At 68.3% G+C, this 14,163-nt stretch carries 13 protein-coding genes and 1 riboswitch; of the genes, 8 read left to right on the top strand and 5 right to left on the bottom strand.

Annotation, left to right across the window (positions count from 1 at the left end; translation table 11 throughout):
* The first annotated feature begins 70 nt into the window (after positions 1 to 70).
* From J5T34_RS02100 to J5T34_RS02085, 4 genes are all read left to right on the top strand, one after another.
* Entirely contained in the window at positions 71 to 1,585 is a 1,515-nt protein-coding gene (locus J5T34_RS02100; protein ID WP_208578239.1) for a malonyl-CoA decarboxylase domain-containing protein, read from the top strand.
* Positions 1,586 to 1,764: 179 nt separating this feature from the next.
* On the top strand, positions 1,765 to 2,724 hold the full coding sequence (locus J5T34_RS02095) for a Bug family tripartite tricarboxylate transporter substrate binding protein (RefSeq protein WP_432207620.1): 960 nt from the start codon (positions 1,765 to 1,767) through the stop codon (positions 2,722 to 2,724).
* Between the two features lie 31 nt (positions 2,725 to 2,755).
* Positions 2,756 to 3,547, top strand: coding sequence for an enoyl-CoA hydratase/isomerase family protein (locus J5T34_RS02090; protein ID WP_208578227.1), 792 nt, complete (start codon positions 2,756 to 2,758; stop codon positions 3,545 to 3,547).
* A 61-nt stretch (positions 3,548 to 3,608) separates the two neighbouring features.
* Positions 3,609 to 5,159, top strand: coding sequence for a malonate--CoA ligase (locus J5T34_RS02085; protein ID WP_208578225.1), 1,551 nt, complete (start codon positions 3,609 to 3,611; stop codon positions 5,157 to 5,159).
* Positions 5,160 to 5,332: 173 nt separating this feature from the next.
* Here the strand turns inward: J5T34_RS02085 and J5T34_RS02080 are convergent, their stop codons facing one another.
* From J5T34_RS02080 to J5T34_RS02060, 5 genes are all read right to left on the bottom strand, one after another.
* Positions 5,333 to 6,040, bottom strand: a complete 708-nt coding sequence (locus tag J5T34_RS02080; protein ID WP_174106821.1) for an SIMPL domain-containing protein — start codon at positions 6,038 to 6,040, stop codon at positions 5,333 to 5,335.
* A gap of 96 nt (positions 6,041 to 6,136) precedes the next feature.
* Complete coding sequence (locus J5T34_RS02075) at positions 6,137 to 6,949, bottom strand: sulfite exporter TauE/SafE family protein (RefSeq protein ID WP_208578218.1); 813 nt, start codon at positions 6,947 to 6,949, stop codon at positions 6,137 to 6,139.
* A gap of 93 nt (positions 6,950 to 7,042) precedes the next feature.
* Positions 7,043 to 7,489: an EVE domain-containing protein gene (locus tag J5T34_RS02070; protein WP_208578317.1), complete on the bottom strand. Its 447-nt coding sequence runs from the start codon at positions 7,487 to 7,489 to the stop codon at positions 7,043 to 7,045.
* A gap of 837 nt (positions 7,490 to 8,326) precedes the next feature.
* Entirely contained in the window at positions 8,327 to 8,707 is a 381-nt protein-coding gene (locus J5T34_RS02065) for a cell division protein ZapA (protein ID WP_208578215.1), read from the bottom strand.
* Positions 8,704 to 9,039: a hypothetical protein gene (locus J5T34_RS02060; protein WP_006577387.1), complete on the bottom strand. Its 336-nt coding sequence runs from the start codon at positions 9,037 to 9,039 to the stop codon at positions 8,704 to 8,706. The genes J5T34_RS02065 and J5T34_RS02060 overlap by 4 nt, the downstream gene beginning before the upstream one ends.
* A 209-nt stretch (positions 9,040 to 9,248) precedes the next feature.
* Positions 9,249 to 9,530, top strand: a riboswitch (cobalamin riboswitch).
* A gap of 81 nt (positions 9,531 to 9,611) precedes the next feature.
* Here J5T34_RS02060 and J5T34_RS02055 point away from each other — a divergent pair.
* The 4 genes from J5T34_RS02055 to cobO are packed head-to-tail and all read left to right on the top strand — an operon-like array spanning position 9,612 to position 14,161.
* On the top strand, positions 9,612 to 11,564 hold the full coding sequence (locus tag J5T34_RS02055) for a TonB-dependent receptor domain-containing protein (RefSeq protein ID WP_208578213.1): 1,953 nt from the start codon (positions 9,612 to 9,614) through the stop codon (positions 11,562 to 11,564).
* A 54-nt stretch (positions 11,565 to 11,618) separates the two neighbouring features.
* On the top strand, positions 11,619 to 12,647 hold the full coding sequence (locus J5T34_RS02050; protein WP_244258652.1) for a FecCD family ABC transporter permease: 1,029 nt from the start codon (positions 11,619 to 11,621) through the stop codon (positions 12,645 to 12,647).
* A 10-nt stretch (positions 12,648 to 12,657) separates the two neighbouring features.
* Positions 12,658 to 13,482 carry an ABC transporter ATP-binding protein gene (locus J5T34_RS02045; protein WP_208578211.1) on the top strand — a complete coding sequence of 275 codons (825 nt, stop codon included), beginning with the start codon at positions 12,658 to 12,660 and terminating at the stop codon, positions 13,480 to 13,482.
* Positions 13,483 to 13,513: 31 nt separating this feature from the next.
* A complete protein-coding gene (gene cobO, locus J5T34_RS02040) occupies positions 13,514 to 14,161 on the top strand; it encodes a cob(I)yrinic acid a,c-diamide adenosyltransferase (RefSeq protein ID WP_208578209.1) in 648 nt (215 codons plus the stop codon).
* Positions 14,162 to 14,163: the final 2 nt, after the last annotated feature.

Below are 14,163 nucleotides of genomic sequence, written 5' to 3'. Positions count from 1 at the left end.
CGACTGCACCGCCGTATCGTTCGCGCCGTATCGTTCCAGTTCGCTTCCATCCTTTGCCACAGGTAGTTCGATGACTTCTTTCGAGACCGGAGACAAGACCGTCAGCGCGCCGCTCGGCGCCAGCGAGACCCTGGGCGACGCACGCCCCGACGCGGCCGGCAGCACGCTGCTGGCGCGCTTCGGCCGCTGGTGGAACCGCAAGGGGACACCGGCCGATGCCAATGCGGCGGCCGATGGCAAGACCCGCGCGGCTGCGCCCGCGACACTGAGTGCGCGCGTGCAGCGCCGCCAGCGCGAGGAGCTGCGGCTGTGCTTCGATGCCCGCCTGACCGATGGCGCCGCCAACGCGGCCGCGCAGGCCTGGCGCAACGAATACGAGGCCGCCGACGAGGCGACCCGTCAGGCCATGCTGACGCTGCTGGCCGAGGTGGCCAACAGCGGTGCCCAGGGCGATGGCGAGGGCGCCGCCGCGGGCGAGGGCGGCAAGCCGGCCCGCAACGGCTCGGGGCTGAGCCACGCGCTGTCGAGCGCGCGCATCCGCTTCTTCAAGCGGCTGGCCGGGCTGCACGGCCCAAGCGCAACGTCCGCCTGCGGGCTGCATTTCATCATCCACCTGCGCGCGGACATGTTGCGCTGGTACAAGAAGATCCCCGGCCTGCGCGTGCTCGACGAAGATCTGGAAGGGCTGCTGTCCAACTGGTTCGACGTCGGCCTGCTGGAGCTGCAGCCGATCACCTGGGATTCGCCGGCGTCGCTGCTGGAAAAGCTGATCCGCTACGAGGCGGTGCACGAGATCGCCTCCTGGGCCGACCTGCGCAACCGGCTCGATTCCGATCGCCGCTGCTACGCGTTCTTCCATCCGCGCATTCCGCGCGAGCCGCTGATCTTCGTCGAGGTGGCCTTCGTGCCGGAGATGGCGGCCAACGTGCAGAGCCTGCTCGACGAGGCGGCGCCGCAGGAAGACCTGCGCCGCGTCAAATGGGCGATCTTCTATTCGATCTCGAATACGCAGCCGGGCCTGCGCGGCGTCAGCTTCGGCAATTTCCTGCTCAAGCGCGTGATCGAGGAATTGCAGCGCGATTTCCCCAAGGTCAAGCAGTACGCCACGCTGTCGCCGATACCGGGTTTCGCCGACTGGTTGCGCAAGCAGGACGGCGATACCGTCGCCAAGGTGCTGGGCAGCAAGTGCATGCAGCGCTGGAGCGCACGCACGGCGGCCGCTGGCGACACGAAGCCGCCCGCGGTGCCGGCCACCGGTGCGGAATGGCTGGCGGCGCTGAATGCGGGCTCGGACGACGCGCTCGTGCGCGACAGCGGCCTGGCTCTGGCGGCCCACTTCCTCGTGCATGCGCGCAATGGCGCGCTGCCGGCCGATCCGGTGGCGCGCTTCCACCTCGGCAATGGCGCCTGCGTCGAGCGGCTGAACTGGGGGGCGGATCTGTCGAGCAAGGGGCGCGCGCAGTCGTGCGGCATGATGGTCAATTACCTGTACGTGCCCGAGGCGCTCGACGACAATCTGGCCAAGCTGGGCGAGGGCAATCCGCGCATCAGCCGCTCGGTCGCCAAGCTGCTGGCGCGCTCCTGAGCGCGCGCGGCCGGCGCCGGCTCGCATCAGTGCATCGCATCACCGCATCATCCAGTTTCGCAGTGCATTTTCGACGGGAAGTTCCAAAGCGGTTCACACCAGCAGTTCACATCGCATTTTCATAAGACAAAGCGAGGAGACACACCATGGAACGTAGTCAGTTCAAGCGGACGGCAGGGATGCTGGCACTGGCCGGCGGCATCGCGATGATGGCGCTCGGCCCGGCCTCGGCGCAGGAGCCGTGGCCATCCCGGCCCGTCACGATCGTCGTGCCGTTCCCGGCCGGCGGCGGCACCGACGCGTTTGCCCGCCCGCTGGCGGCGCAATTGTCCAAGCAGCTGGGCAAGCAGTTCGTCATCGACAACCGCGGCGGCGCGGGCGGCACGGTCGGTGCCAGCCTCGCGTCGAAGGCCGCGCCCGATGGCTACACGATCTTCATCGGCGGCGCGCACCACGTGATCGCGCCCTCGTTCTACAAGAAGCTCGATTACGACATCGAAAAGGACTTCGTGCCGATCACCGTGATCGCGCAGCCGCCGCAGGTGGTGGTCGTCAATCCGACCAAGGTCCAGGCCAAGACGCTGCAGGAGCTGATCGCCTACGCGCGCCAGAATCCCGGCAAGCTGAACTACGGCTCGGCCGGCAACGGCTCGTCGCACCATCTGGCAGGCGAGCTGTTCAAGATCCAGACCAAGACCTTCATCACGCATATCCCGTACAAGGGCGCGGGGCCGGCGCTGTCCGACCTGATCGCCGGCCAGGTCGACATGGTGTTCGACGGCCTGGGCTCATCGGCGCAGCATATCCGCGCGGGCCGCATCAAGGCGTTGGCGGTGGCCGCGCCGAAGCGCTCGCCGGCCTTCCCCGACGTACCGACTGCGGCGGAAGCGGGCGTGCCGAACTACGAGGTGTCGACCTGGTATGCGCTGTGGGTACCGAAGAACACGCCCAAGGAAATCAGCGACAAGCTCTACGCCGAGGTCAACAAGGCGCTCAACACGCCGGAGCTCAAGCAGATCTGGCTGAACAACGGCTCGGAGACGCCGTCGTACACGCCGGACCAGTTCGCGCAGTTCCAGCGCGCCGAGATCAAGCGCTGGGCGCAGGTGGTGCAGCAGTCCGGCGCCAAGATGGATTGATGGCGATGACGTTGAACTGGCAGAGGGCGTCGTGAGCGGCGCGGTCACCTTCGAGCGCGATGGCGACATCGCGCTGGTCACGCTGTCGAATCCGGGCAAGCTCAACGCGATTTCGGAGGCGATGTGGCGCGCGCTGACCGATGGCTTCGCGCGCCTGTCGGCCGACCGCACGCTGCGCTGCGTGGTGCTGCGCGGCGCCGACGGCAACTTCGCCGCCGGCGCCGATATCGCGGAGTTTCCGCGGCTGCGCGGCGATCCCGCCTCGGTGCGCGCCTACCACGTCGACCTGCTGGCGCCGGCGCTGGCCGCGATCGCGGGCTGCCTGCATCCGACCGTGGCCTGCATCGAAGGCGTCTGCGTCGGCGGCGGCCTGGAGATCGCCTGCCATTGCGATCTGCGCATCGCGGCCACCGACAGCCGCTTCGGCGTGCCGATCAACAAGCTCGGTTTCCCGATGGCGCCCGGCGAGCTGCAGGGGCTGCTGGCGCTGGCCGGCCGTGCGGCAACGCTCGAAATCCTGCTGGAAGGCCGCGTGTTCGATGCGGCCGAGGCGCAGGCCAAGGGCTTGCTGACGCGCGTGGTCTCGCGCGGGGACGTCGCCGCGGAAGCGATGGCCACCGCGCGCCGCATCGCCGCCGGCGCGCCGCTGGCCGCGCGCATCAACAAGGCCACCATCGCGCGGCTGTCGCCGCAACCCGCGCCGCTGTCGGCGGCCGAACTCGATGCCCATTTCTCGTACGCGGCCAGCCGCGACCATGCCGAAGGCGTCGCCGCCTTCCTGGCGCGGCGCCCGCCCCGTTTCGACGGACAGGAGGGCGCCTAGCGGCGCCGCTGGCCGTTCCCCGTTTTCTTCTTATCCCTCCAAGCTTCTATCCGCTGATCGCATGAACGCCAATCTGTTCGCCCTGTTCGAATCCCGCTTCCCTGCCAAGCGCGAGGCCTGCTGCATCGAGACGCACGACGGCCTGTACTACAGCTGGGATGATCTGGATCGCGCCACCGCCAAGCTGGCCAATCTGCTCGCGTCGCTGGACCTGCCGGAAGGCGCGCGCGTCGCGGTGCAGGTCGAGAAGTCGCCCGAGGCGCTGTTCCTGTATCTGGCCACGCTGCGGGCGGGCTATGTCTATCTGCCGCTGAACACCGCGTACCAGGAAGCGGAGATCGACTATTTCATCGGCAATGCCGAGCCGGCCGTCGTGGTCTGCAGCAGCGCCAATTTCGGCTGGGTGTCGAAGCTGGCGTTCCGCCATGGCACCGGACACGTGTTCACGCTCGACGACGACCGCGGCGGCACGCTGCTCGCGCGCGCCGCGGCCCAGCCGGACCGCTTCGACACGGTGCAGCGCGAGCCGGACGATCTGGCGGCGATCCTCTATACCTCGGGCACCACGGGCCGCAGCAAGGGCGCGATGCTGACCCATCGCAATCTGTCGTCGAACGCCGAGACGCTGCACAAGGCCTGGGGCTGGCGCAGCGACGACGTGCTGCTGCACATGCTGCCGATCTTCCATGTGCACGGGCTGTTCGTCGCCTCGCACGGTGCGCTGCTGGCCGGCGCGAAGATGATCTGGGCACCGAAGTTCGACATGGAGCAGGTGCTGCGCTTCCTGCCGCGCTCGACGGTGATGATGGGCGTGCCGACCTACTACGTGCGGATGCTGCAGGACCAGCGCTTCGACGAGGACACCTGCCGCCGCATGCGGCTGTTCGTGTCGGGCTCGGCGCCGCTGCTGCTGGAGACCTTCGAGGCCTTCCGCGAGCGCACGGGCCATACGATCCTCGAACGCTACGGCATGAGCGAGACCGTGATGCTGGTCTCGAACCCCTATGACGCCGGCGAGGGCGAACGGATCGGCGGCACCGTGGGCCGTCCGCTGCCGGGCGTGTCGGTGCGCGTGGTCGATGGCGACGGCAAGCCTTGTCCGGCCGGCGAAATCGGCGCGGTCGAGGTCAAGGGCCCCAACGTGTTCAAGGGCTACTGGCGCATGCCGGAGAAAACGCGCGAGGAATTCACCGCGGACGGCTGGTTCAAGACCGGCGACATGGGGCGCTTCGGCGGCGCCATCGTCGGCCTCTCGGGCGAGCGCAAGGTGCCGGACGACTATCTGACCATCGTCGGCCGCAGCAAGGACCTGATCATCTCGGGCGGCTACAACGTCTATCCGAAGGAGATCGAGAGCTTCCTCGACGAGATGCCGGGCGTGCAGGAGAGCGCGGTGATCGGCGTGCCCCACCCGGATTTCGGCGAGGCGGTGGTGGCGGTGGTGGTCGGCAAGCCGGGCGCCGAACTGAACGAGCAGGCGATGATCGGCACGCTGAAACACCGGATCGCCAACTTCAAGGTGCCCAAGCGGATTCACCTGGTCAGCGAATTGCCCCGCAATACGATGGGCAAGGTGCAGAAGAACCTGCTGCGGGAGCGGTTCAGCGGGTAGGGTGCGTTTCGCGCTGGCTTTGCACCCCTCTCCCGCTTGCGGGAGAGGGGTCGGGGGAGAGGGCAGCGGCGCTGGCTATGCCTGCGCCGTTTGAAACCACCTCCCTCTCCCCGGCCCTCTCCCCCTGAGGGGGAGAGGGAGAACACCATGGGCGCGTGCTAACTCCGCACCGCTTACTTCAGCATCTGCACCGAGCCGTTCACGGTCACCGTGACCTGGGCCTTGCCGCCCTCCATCGGCACCGGTGCCGCCTCCGCCGCCATCGCGGCCTTGGCGTACATGCGCGGCATCGGCGTCACGGTGCCGGCCTCGCCGACCTGCACGCTGCGGATCGTGTAGCTGCCATAGCCGAACAGCCGGGTCGTGGTCTGCGCCTTGTCGCGGAACGCGGCCACCGCCTGTTCGGTCAGCTTGCTCTCGGCCGCCAGCCGCGCCTCGCGCGACAGCGAGAAGCTGATGTTCTGCACCTGCATCTGGCTGGCCAGCTCGCCGGCGAGCTTCGAGGCCGCGCTGAAATCGCGCGACTGCAGGATGACCTCGGCGCGTCCGCGCCAGGTGCTGATGCGGCCGTTGCGGTCGGTGCTCGGATAGATCGTGAAGCCGCCCGATTCCGCCTGGATGCCGGACACGCGCTTGGCGTGCGCGATCACCTGCTGCGCCTTGGCCGACAGCGCGGACGAGATCGCGGCGGGCTCGGCGCCTTCCTGCTCCGCGGCCAGCGTCACGCGTACCACGTCGGTCGGCACTTCGGCCGCGGCCTCCGCCGACAGCGACAGCACGCCCGCGGGCGGCTGCCATCCTTCGGGCGGCATCGGGCCGCCTTGCGCGGAGGCGGCCAGTGCGGTGGTACCGAGCAGGGTAGCGGCGAGCAATTGCTTCATCGAGTTCTCCATGACAATGTGATGGTGATCAGACGGTCACTGGCGCGCCCGGTTCCCTGGCGTCGCGGGGCGCTTGTATCGGCGTATTACCGGGCGTCAGAACGTCTGCCAGGCTTTCCACAGCATGTAGGTGGCCAGGCAGAACAGCATGCCGGCGAAGACGCGCTTGAGCTTGCGGACTTCCATCCGATGCGCGGTGCGCGCGCCCAGCGGCGCGGTCAGGACGCTGGCGATCGCGATCACCGCCAGCGCCGGCAGGTAGACATAGCCGAGGGAGCCCGTCGGCAGGCCGGTCATCTGGTAGCCGCTCCAGACATAGCCGATCACGCTGGCCGCGGCGATCGGGAAGCCCAGCGCCGCGGACGTCGCGACGGCATGGTGGATCGGCACGTTGCACCAGGTCATGAACGGTACCGAGACGAAGCCGCCGCCGGCCCCGACCAGGCTCGACAGGAAGCCGATCGCCGAGCCGGCGCCGAACATGCCGGGAAAGCCGGGCAGCTGCCGGGTCGGCGAGGGCTTGCGGTTGCGCAGCATCTGCGTGGCCGAGAAGCCGACGAACAGCGCGAACAGCAGCGACAGCCAGCCGGTCTTCAGGGCCGCAAAGACCTTGCCGCCGCCGATCATGCCGCCCAGCAGGATGCCGGGCGCCAGCGCCAGCACGATCTTCCAGCGCACCGCGCCCTGCTTGTGGTGGGCGCGCACCGACGACAGCGACGTGAACAGGATGGTGGACATCGAGGTGGCGATCGCCATATGGACGATCGCCGCTTCCGGAAAGGCCAGCCAGCTGAACGTCAGCGTCAGGAACGGCACCATCATCATGCCGCCGCCTACGCCGAGCAGTCCTGCGCAGAAACCGGTGAACGCGCCGAGCAGCAGCAGCGCGGGAATCAGGGAGAGAGTCATGCGTGGATCGCCTGGTGATGTTTTTCGTTATGGTTATCTCGCGGGCGGTGCGTGTACCGGCCGCGCGCATCGCACGCCGTCAGAGGCGTTCCATCAGCGGCGTCCCATCAGCCGCGTGGTGATGAATTGCCATTCCTGCGGCGTCACCGGTGTGATCGACAGCCGGTTGCCTCGCCGCAGCACGACCATGTCGGCCAGTTCTTCATGCTCGCGCAGTTCCGCCAGCGAGATCAGCTCGCACTTGCGGACGAACTTGACGTCGACCAGTTCCCAGCGCGGTTGCTCCGGCCTGGAGGCGGGGTCGTGATACTTGCTGGAAGGATCGAACTGGGTGGGATCGGGGTAGGGCGTCGAGCAGACCTCGGCCAGGCCGGCGATGCCGGGCTGCGGGCACGACGAGTGGTAGAACAGCACGCCGTCGCCGATGCGCATCGCGTCGCGCATGAAGTTGCGCGCCTGGTAGTTGCGCACCCCGGTCCAGGGCAGGCGCCCCTGCTCGGCCAGCGTATCGATGCTCGCCTCGTCGGGCTCGGACTTCATCAGCCAGTACTGGCGCGCGCGGGACGTACCGAGGGCCGGTTTGTCGGTCGGCTTGTCAGTCGTCTTGTCGGCGGCTTTGGTGGCCGATTTTGCGGCGGACCTGGTGGCCGCCTTCTTGTCGGAGGAACTCATGCTCGCACGTCGTGGATGGTGAGAACGGCATCGCGAGGACGCGGCAAGGGCCTTGCAGCGGTGGCGCGACGCGGCAAGCATACCGTGAAAGCGCCTTCATCGCCCGCACCGGCATCGACCACGTGGGCCAACGCGCCGGCAAAAAAAAGAGGCGATGGTCCAAAGACCATCGCCTCTTGCATGGGTCCCCGCCTCGGCCGTTGGGTCGGCATCCTGAACCCAAGTGAGGTTCAGTGTGGCTGCGGAAGCCGCATTTCGGGTACATCACCTATTCAGGGAGCCCAGGCTCGAGGCCTACGCTATGAACACTGTGACGCGCTCGCCCACACGGCATCATCCCGCACCATGCAATGCATATCGGTTCAAGGAGTTATGACCTTCGCGAACCAGGCAGGGAAACTGTCAAACGTCTGACTATCCAATTTGGCCCGGACATCGAAGTCCGGGGGAGGTCAGACGTTTGCCGTTTCTATCAGGATGGAGGAGAACGGCGGTCAGGCGCGATAACCCGACCATGTTTCTGCACCTTGGTACCTCGTGCAGTGGCTCCACTATACACCGGGCTTTTGCGCATACCAAGCGGGTCCTGGCTTGTCGTTACATTTTGCGTGGCAGCCGCGGCACGGTCTTCACATGCTTATACCGCTATGGTGAAGACCCTTGCACAAGGGCCCATATGCGGGCCCCTGCGTGCAATTCAAGGGGTCACGATTGCGCCGGCGATACGGTGTTGCCAACGGTGTTGCCGATGCCGCTGCCCACGCTGGTGCCGACATGCGCGTACTGGCGCAGCGCCTCGTCGGCGCGCTCGTTCAGCTCGCGGATGCGGGCGCGTACCGCGTCCACCGGGATCGCGCCGTCCTCCTGCTGCTTGCGCTTGAGCGCGAGCAGATCGGAGGCGATGCTGATCGCGGCCATCACTGCGACGCGCTCGACGCCTTTGGTCGAGGCGCCGGACTTGATCCGCGTCATCTGGTTGTCGACCAGCGCCACCGCTTCGAGCAGCGCGGCCTCGTTCTCGGGAGCGATCGCGAAGCGATAGGGCTGCCCCGCGATATGGACTTCGACTTGCTTGTTGCCGCTCATGCGTGTTCTCCGGAAGGCTGGGCGCCGCGCGGCTCGCCCTGGATGCGCTCGGCAGGCAGCTCGCCTTCCTCGAGCAGATCCAGCTGGCGCGCGTCGGTGGCCGTGGGTAGCTTGTCGAGGATCGACTGGATGCGCAGTTGCGCTTCCTCGATCTTGATGTTCAGCAGTTCGCGATCGGCAGCCATCGCTTCGCGATCGCTGCGCAGCTGCGCGGCCTCCGCCTGCAGGCGTTCGATCTCCTCGCGCAGCCGCTGGTTCTCTGCCGCCAGCGTATCCGCGTGGTGCAGCACGCGGCCGATCTTGGCGGCCAGTTGTTCGAGTTCGGTCAGCATGGGCCTGTCGTATCTCAGGGTGTCAGGTAACGGGATTCTAGCCGATGCATGGTCCGCGTCATCACTGCGGGAAGCGATTGTGACCGTGCATTCCCGTCGAAGTTGCATCGATCTGCGCGCAACGGCCTCAATGAGCGCACCCTGGGCGCACGGTGCGGCGCAATGCGCCGCGCCCGTCGCCGATTTGACGAGGGCCGGCAAACTGCCTACACTCACGCGCGTTTTCAGGTGCTCGCGATCCGGTCCTCGCCGGATTGCAGTTAAACGGGAAACAGGGAGTCCGCCATGCCGCCGCGCGAGGCTGGGCCAACCTGTGCTGCCCCCGCAACGGTAAGCGATTGCGATCGCCGCCGCGCCCGAGCCGATCGCACGATCGTCTCGACGCCCGCCGGCTTCGCCTCACCGCCCCACACGCCACTGGACCGACGGTTCCGGGAAGGCGGGCGGTGCCGATCGCCAGCCCGGATACCGGCCTGGATGCGGGCATGCCGGTCGCCATCGCGCCTCTCGCAGCCTCACCGCCAGACGGTCCGCGGGGGAACGGGCCAGGCTATCACTTCCGCTCGAGCACCATGCTTTCATCGTCTTCGAGGTCGCGTCGCCTGGCACTGCCAGCCCCGCGCCCGACTGCGCGCGTCCGCGCCCATGTCATCGCCGTCCAGCTTGCCCGCGATCTTGCGCGCCATCGCACGCAGGCCGCGCTGTTCTCCGCCACGACGCTGTGCGCGGCCGGCCCCGCGCTGGCGCAGCAGGCCGCGCCAGCGCCGGCCACCACGCTGGCGCCCGTGGTCGTCAGCGCCACGCGCACCGCGCAGCCGCTGGACGAGGCGCTGCCCCATACCACCGTGATCACGCAGCAGGAGATCGCCAACAGCCAGGCCCCCGACCTGCGTTCGCTGCTGCGCACGCAGGCCGGTGTGGAGCTGGCCGCCACCGGCGGCATGGGCGCCAACACCACGTTGTTCATGCGCGGCGCCAATTCGAACCAGACGCTGATCCTGATCGACGGCGTGCGCATCGCCTCGGCCAGCAGCGGCACCGCGCAACTGGCCAATATCCTGCCCGACGAGATCGACCGGATCGAGGTCGTGCGCGGCAACGTGTCGGCACTGTACGGCTCCGACGCGATCGGCGGCGTGGTGCAGATCTTCACCAAGAGCGGTGCGGGCAAGCCGCCCGCGGCCAACGCCCAGATCGAATACGGCAGCGACAATACGCGCCGCGCGACGGTCGGCTACGGCGGCCAGGTCGGCGATACCTCGTTCAACCTGACCGGCTCGATCTTCAAGACCGACGGCTTCTCGGCGGTGAACACGCGCCTGCAGCCGCGCGCCAATCCGAACGACAACCCCTACGAGAACAAGAGCGTCTCGGGCCAGATCAAGCACCGCTTCTCGCCGGACTGGGAAGCGGGCGTCGCCGCCTACTACAGCAGGAGCAAGCTGTCCTACGACAGCACCTTCGGACGTCCCACCGACGACTGGCGCAGCGAGAGCGAGCTCTATACGTTGTCGGCCTTCGTCAACGGCAAGCTGACGCCCGACTGGACCACGCGCTTCAAGGTCGCGCAGAGCGAGGACGACAGCGACAACACGCTGAACGGCGTGTTCGACAGCCGCTTCAAGACCCGCACGCGCCAGTTCACCTGGCAGAACGAATACGCGCTGGCCAAGGGCCATCAGCTGATGTTCGGCACCGAATATCTGCAGCAGCAGTTCGATTCGAATTCGTACGGCGCGCCCGGCCGCAACGTGGTGTCGGTGTTCGGCGGCTACGACGGCCGCATCGGCAAGCACCAGCTGCAGCTGAACCTGCGCAACGACCACTACTCGGACTTCGGCGACAAGGGCAGCTATTTCGCCGGCTACGGCTACTACGTGACCGAGCAGTTCAAGCTGCTCGCCAATGCCAGCAACGCGTTCCGTGCGCCGACCTTCAACGAGCTGTACTACCCGAACTACGGCCAGCCGAACCTGCAGCCGGAGCGGGCGCGCTCGGTGGAGATCGGCGCGCAGTACGACAGCAAGGGCGCGGGCCTGCTGCGCGTGACGGCCTTCCGCACGCAATACGACAACCTGATCACCTCGGCGCTGCAGCCCAGCGGCCTGTTCCTCGCGCAGAACGTCAGCAGCGCGAAGGTGGAGGGCATCGAGGCCTCGTGGCGCGCGCGCCTGCTCGGCACCGACGTGACCGCCAGCGTCACCATGCAGAACCCGGTCGACGAGCAGACCGGCACCCAGCTGTTGCGCCGCGCGCGCCGGCATGCGGCGCTCGATCTCGGCCGCGATGTCGGCAACTGGCGCTTCGGCGGGCAGTGGATCGTGTCGTCGTCGCGCCGGGACAGCGGCTCGCGCACGCTGGGCGGATACGGTATCGTCAACCTCAACGCGCGCTACAACATCGACAAGCAATGGTTCATCGCCGCCCGCGTCGAGAATCTGTTCGACAAGGACTATCAGCTGGCCTACCCCTACAACACGCAGGGCCGGGCCGGCTTCATCACGCTCGGCTGGCGCCAGCGATAGGCGGCATCGATGCGCACGGCGGCGACAGCGAAGACAGCGACGACGGGCAGGCCGATGCGCGGCGCCGCTGAGATGCGGCGCGCGCTAGCCGTATGCGCGCTGCTGACCGGCGCCGCCGTCGCGGTGTTCCTGCTGTCGCTGGCGGTCGGCAGCGTCGGCCTGTCGCTGGCCGAGGTCTGGCACGCGCTGTTCGTACCGGCAGATGCGCCGGCCGATCCGACCGCGGCCGCGATCGTGCGCGAGCTGCGGCTGCCGCGCGCCGCGGCGGCGTTCGCCTGCGGCGGCCTGCTGGCGCTGTCGGGCGCCATGATGCAGGTGCTGCTGCGCAATCCGCTGGCCGAGCCCTATGTGCTCGGCGTATCGGGCGGCGCGGCCACCGGCGCCTTGCTGGCCATGCTGACGCTGGCGCCGCTGTGGACCGTGCAGGCCGGCGCGGCGGGCGGCGCGCTGGTGTCGATGGTGCTGGTCGCGACGCTGGCGCGGCGCGATCTGCTGCATCCGCAGGTCGTCGGCGGCCATCATGAAGCCGGCTCGCGGCTGCTGCTGACCGGCGTGATCCTCGCCGCGGGCTGGGGGGCGGTCATCACGCTGATCCTGAGCATCGCCCCCGAGGCGCGGCTGCGCGGCATGCTGTTCTGGCTGACCGGCGATCTGGGCGGCACCGCCAGCTACGGGCTGGCGCTCGGCACGCTGGTGCTGGCGCTGTTGCTGACCTTGCCGATGGCGCGCGCGCTGAACGTGATGCTGCTCGGCGAGACCGTTGCACAGTCGCTCGGGGTACGGGTCGGCCGGGTACGGCTGCTGGCGTATCTGATTGCATCGGTCGCCATTGCGGCGGCGATCACGACCGCCGGCTCGATCGGCTTCGTCGGGCTGGTGGTGCCGCATCTGGTGCGGCTCGCCTGGGGCAACGACCAGCGCCTGCTGCTGCCGGCCGCGGCGCTGCTGGGCGGCACGCTGCTGATGGCGGCGGACCTGATCGCGCGCACCGTGATCGCGCCGGCGCAGCTGCCGGTCGGCGTCATCACGGCGCTGCTCGGCGTGCCGACCTTCCTGTTCCTGCTGCTGCGCCGGCCGCGATGAGGGATCCGCAATGACGACGCTTGTCGACTGGACCGTTCCTACCGTGCCTTGCCCGCAGCTGTCGCTGCATGGGCTGGGCTTGCGCGCGGGCGGCAGAACGCTGTTCGACGCGCTGGATTTCACCATGCGCCCGGGCGAGCTGTGGTGCGTGCTCGGCCCCAACGGCGTCGGCAAATCGACGCTGATGGCCGTGCTGGCCGGCCTGCGCCCTGCCGAGCGCGGCGAGGTTCTGCTGGACGGCGAGCCGCTCGCGACGCTGGCGCGCCAGCGGCCCGACCTGCTGGCCCGCCGGCGCGCGTACCTGCCACAGGCCATTCACGACACCTTTTCGATGACCGTGCACGACGCGGTCGCGGTCGGCCGTCATCCGCATCTGTCGGGATGGGGCTGGAGCGGTCGCGACGACGATGCGGTGGTCGCGGCCTTGCTCGAAGCGCTGGACCTGGCGGACCTGGCGGGCCGCGATGTGCTGACGCTGTCCGGCGGCGAGCGCCAGCGCGTGTCGCTGGCCGCGGTGCTCGCGCAGCAGGCGCCGCTGCTGCTGCTCGACGAACCGCTGGCGCATCTGGACCTGCGCCATCAGATCCTGGTGCTGGACACGCTCGCGCGCCTGACCGGCGCGGGCCGCCATGCCGCGATGCTGATCCTGCACGACCTGAACCTGGCGCGCCGCTATGCCACGCACGCGTTGCTGATGGCCGAGGACGGCAGTTGCCTGCACGGGCCGGCCGACGAGATATTGACGCCCGCCCACTGTTCGCGCGCGCTGCGCACGCCGATCGTCGCCGTCGCGCAGGGCGCGCACACGGCGTTGATCGCCAATGGACCGGCATGAGGCACGCCCGCGCCACTCACCGCTTACCGCCATGACAAACCACGACAACAACAACGACATCGACAGCAGCGACGAGGCCGCCGGCCGCGACGAACGCCACAAGGCGCGCATGGTCCGCAAGAAGGCGGTGGTCGACGCAAGGATCGCCGCCGCGCAGGACGAGCGGGGCGTGATCGTGATCACCACCGGCAACGGCAAGGGCAAGTCGAGCTCGGGCTTCGGCATGGTGATCCGCGCGCTGGGCCACGGCATGCAGACCGGCGTGGTGCAGTTCATCAAGGGTGCGTTTGCCAGCGGCGAGGAAATGTTCCTGCGGCGCTTTCCCGACCAATGCCGCTTCCACGTGATGGGCGAGGGCTATACCTGGGAGACGCAGGATCGGGCGCGGGACGTGGCCAAGGCCGAGGCCGCGTGGGAAGTTGCGCGCGAACTGCTGCGCGACCCATCGATCGGGCTGGTGCTGCTCGACGAACTGAATATCGCGCTGAAGCTGCACTATCTGGACGTCGACTCCGTGATTGCCGATCTGCGCGCGCGGCCGCCGATGCAGCATGTGGTGATCACCGGCCGCGGCGCGCCGCCCGCGCTGATCGACGCGGCCGACACCGTCACCGAGATGACGCCGGTCAAGCACGCGTTCCAGCAGGGCATCAAGGCCCAGCGCGGCATCGAGATGTAAGC

It is taken from the genome of Cupriavidus gilardii, assembly GCF_017598945.1.
GTDB classification, from domain to species: Bacteria; Pseudomonadota; Gammaproteobacteria; order Burkholderiales; family Burkholderiaceae; genus Cupriavidus; species Cupriavidus gilardii_E.
Note: the sequence above shows the minus strand (reverse complement) of the source record. Positions and strands in the feature narration are given on the sequence as shown.

Bases quoted from the DNA above. Each gene is read 5' to 3' on its own strand.
- J5T34_RS02095 (WP_432207620.1), top strand. From the start codon at position 1,765: ATGCTGGCACTGGCCGGCGGCATCGCGATGATGGCGCTCGGCCCGGCC.
- J5T34_RS02070 (WP_208578317.1), bottom strand. From the start codon at position 7,489: ATGAAGTCCGAGCCCGACGAGGCGAGCATCGATACGCTGGCCGAGCAG.
- cobO (WP_208578209.1), top strand. From the start codon at position 13,514: ATGACAAACCACGACAACAACAACGACATCGACAGCAGCGACGAGGCC.
- J5T34_RS02080 (WP_174106821.1), bottom strand. From the start codon at position 6,040: ATGAAGCAATTGCTCGCCGCTACCCTGCTCGGTACCACCGCACTGGCC.
- J5T34_RS02060 (WP_006577387.1), bottom strand. From the start codon at position 9,039: ATGCTGACCGAACTCGAACAACTGGCCGCCAAGATCGGCCGCGTGCTG.
- J5T34_RS02065 (WP_208578215.1), bottom strand. From the start codon at position 8,707: ATGAGCGGCAACAAGCAAGTCGAAGTCCATATCGCGGGGCAGCCCTAT.
- J5T34_RS02055 (WP_208578213.1), top strand. From the start codon at position 9,612: ATGCTTTCATCGTCTTCGAGGTCGCGTCGCCTGGCACTGCCAGCCCCG.
- J5T34_RS02075 (WP_208578218.1), bottom strand. From the start codon at position 6,949: ATGACTCTCTCCCTGATTCCCGCGCTGCTGCTGCTCGGCGCGTTCACC.
- J5T34_RS02085 (WP_208578225.1), top strand. From the start codon at position 3,609: ATGAACGCCAATCTGTTCGCCCTGTTCGAATCCCGCTTCCCTGCCAAG.
- J5T34_RS02100 (WP_208578239.1), top strand. From the start codon at position 71: ATGACTTCTTTCGAGACCGGAGACAAGACCGTCAGCGCGCCGCTCGGC.
- J5T34_RS02050 (WP_244258652.1), top strand. From the start codon at position 11,619: ATGCGCGGCGCCGCTGAGATGCGGCGCGCGCTAGCCGTATGCGCGCTG.
- J5T34_RS02045 (WP_208578211.1), top strand. From the start codon at position 12,658: ATGACGACGCTTGTCGACTGGACCGTTCCTACCGTGCCTTGCCCGCAG.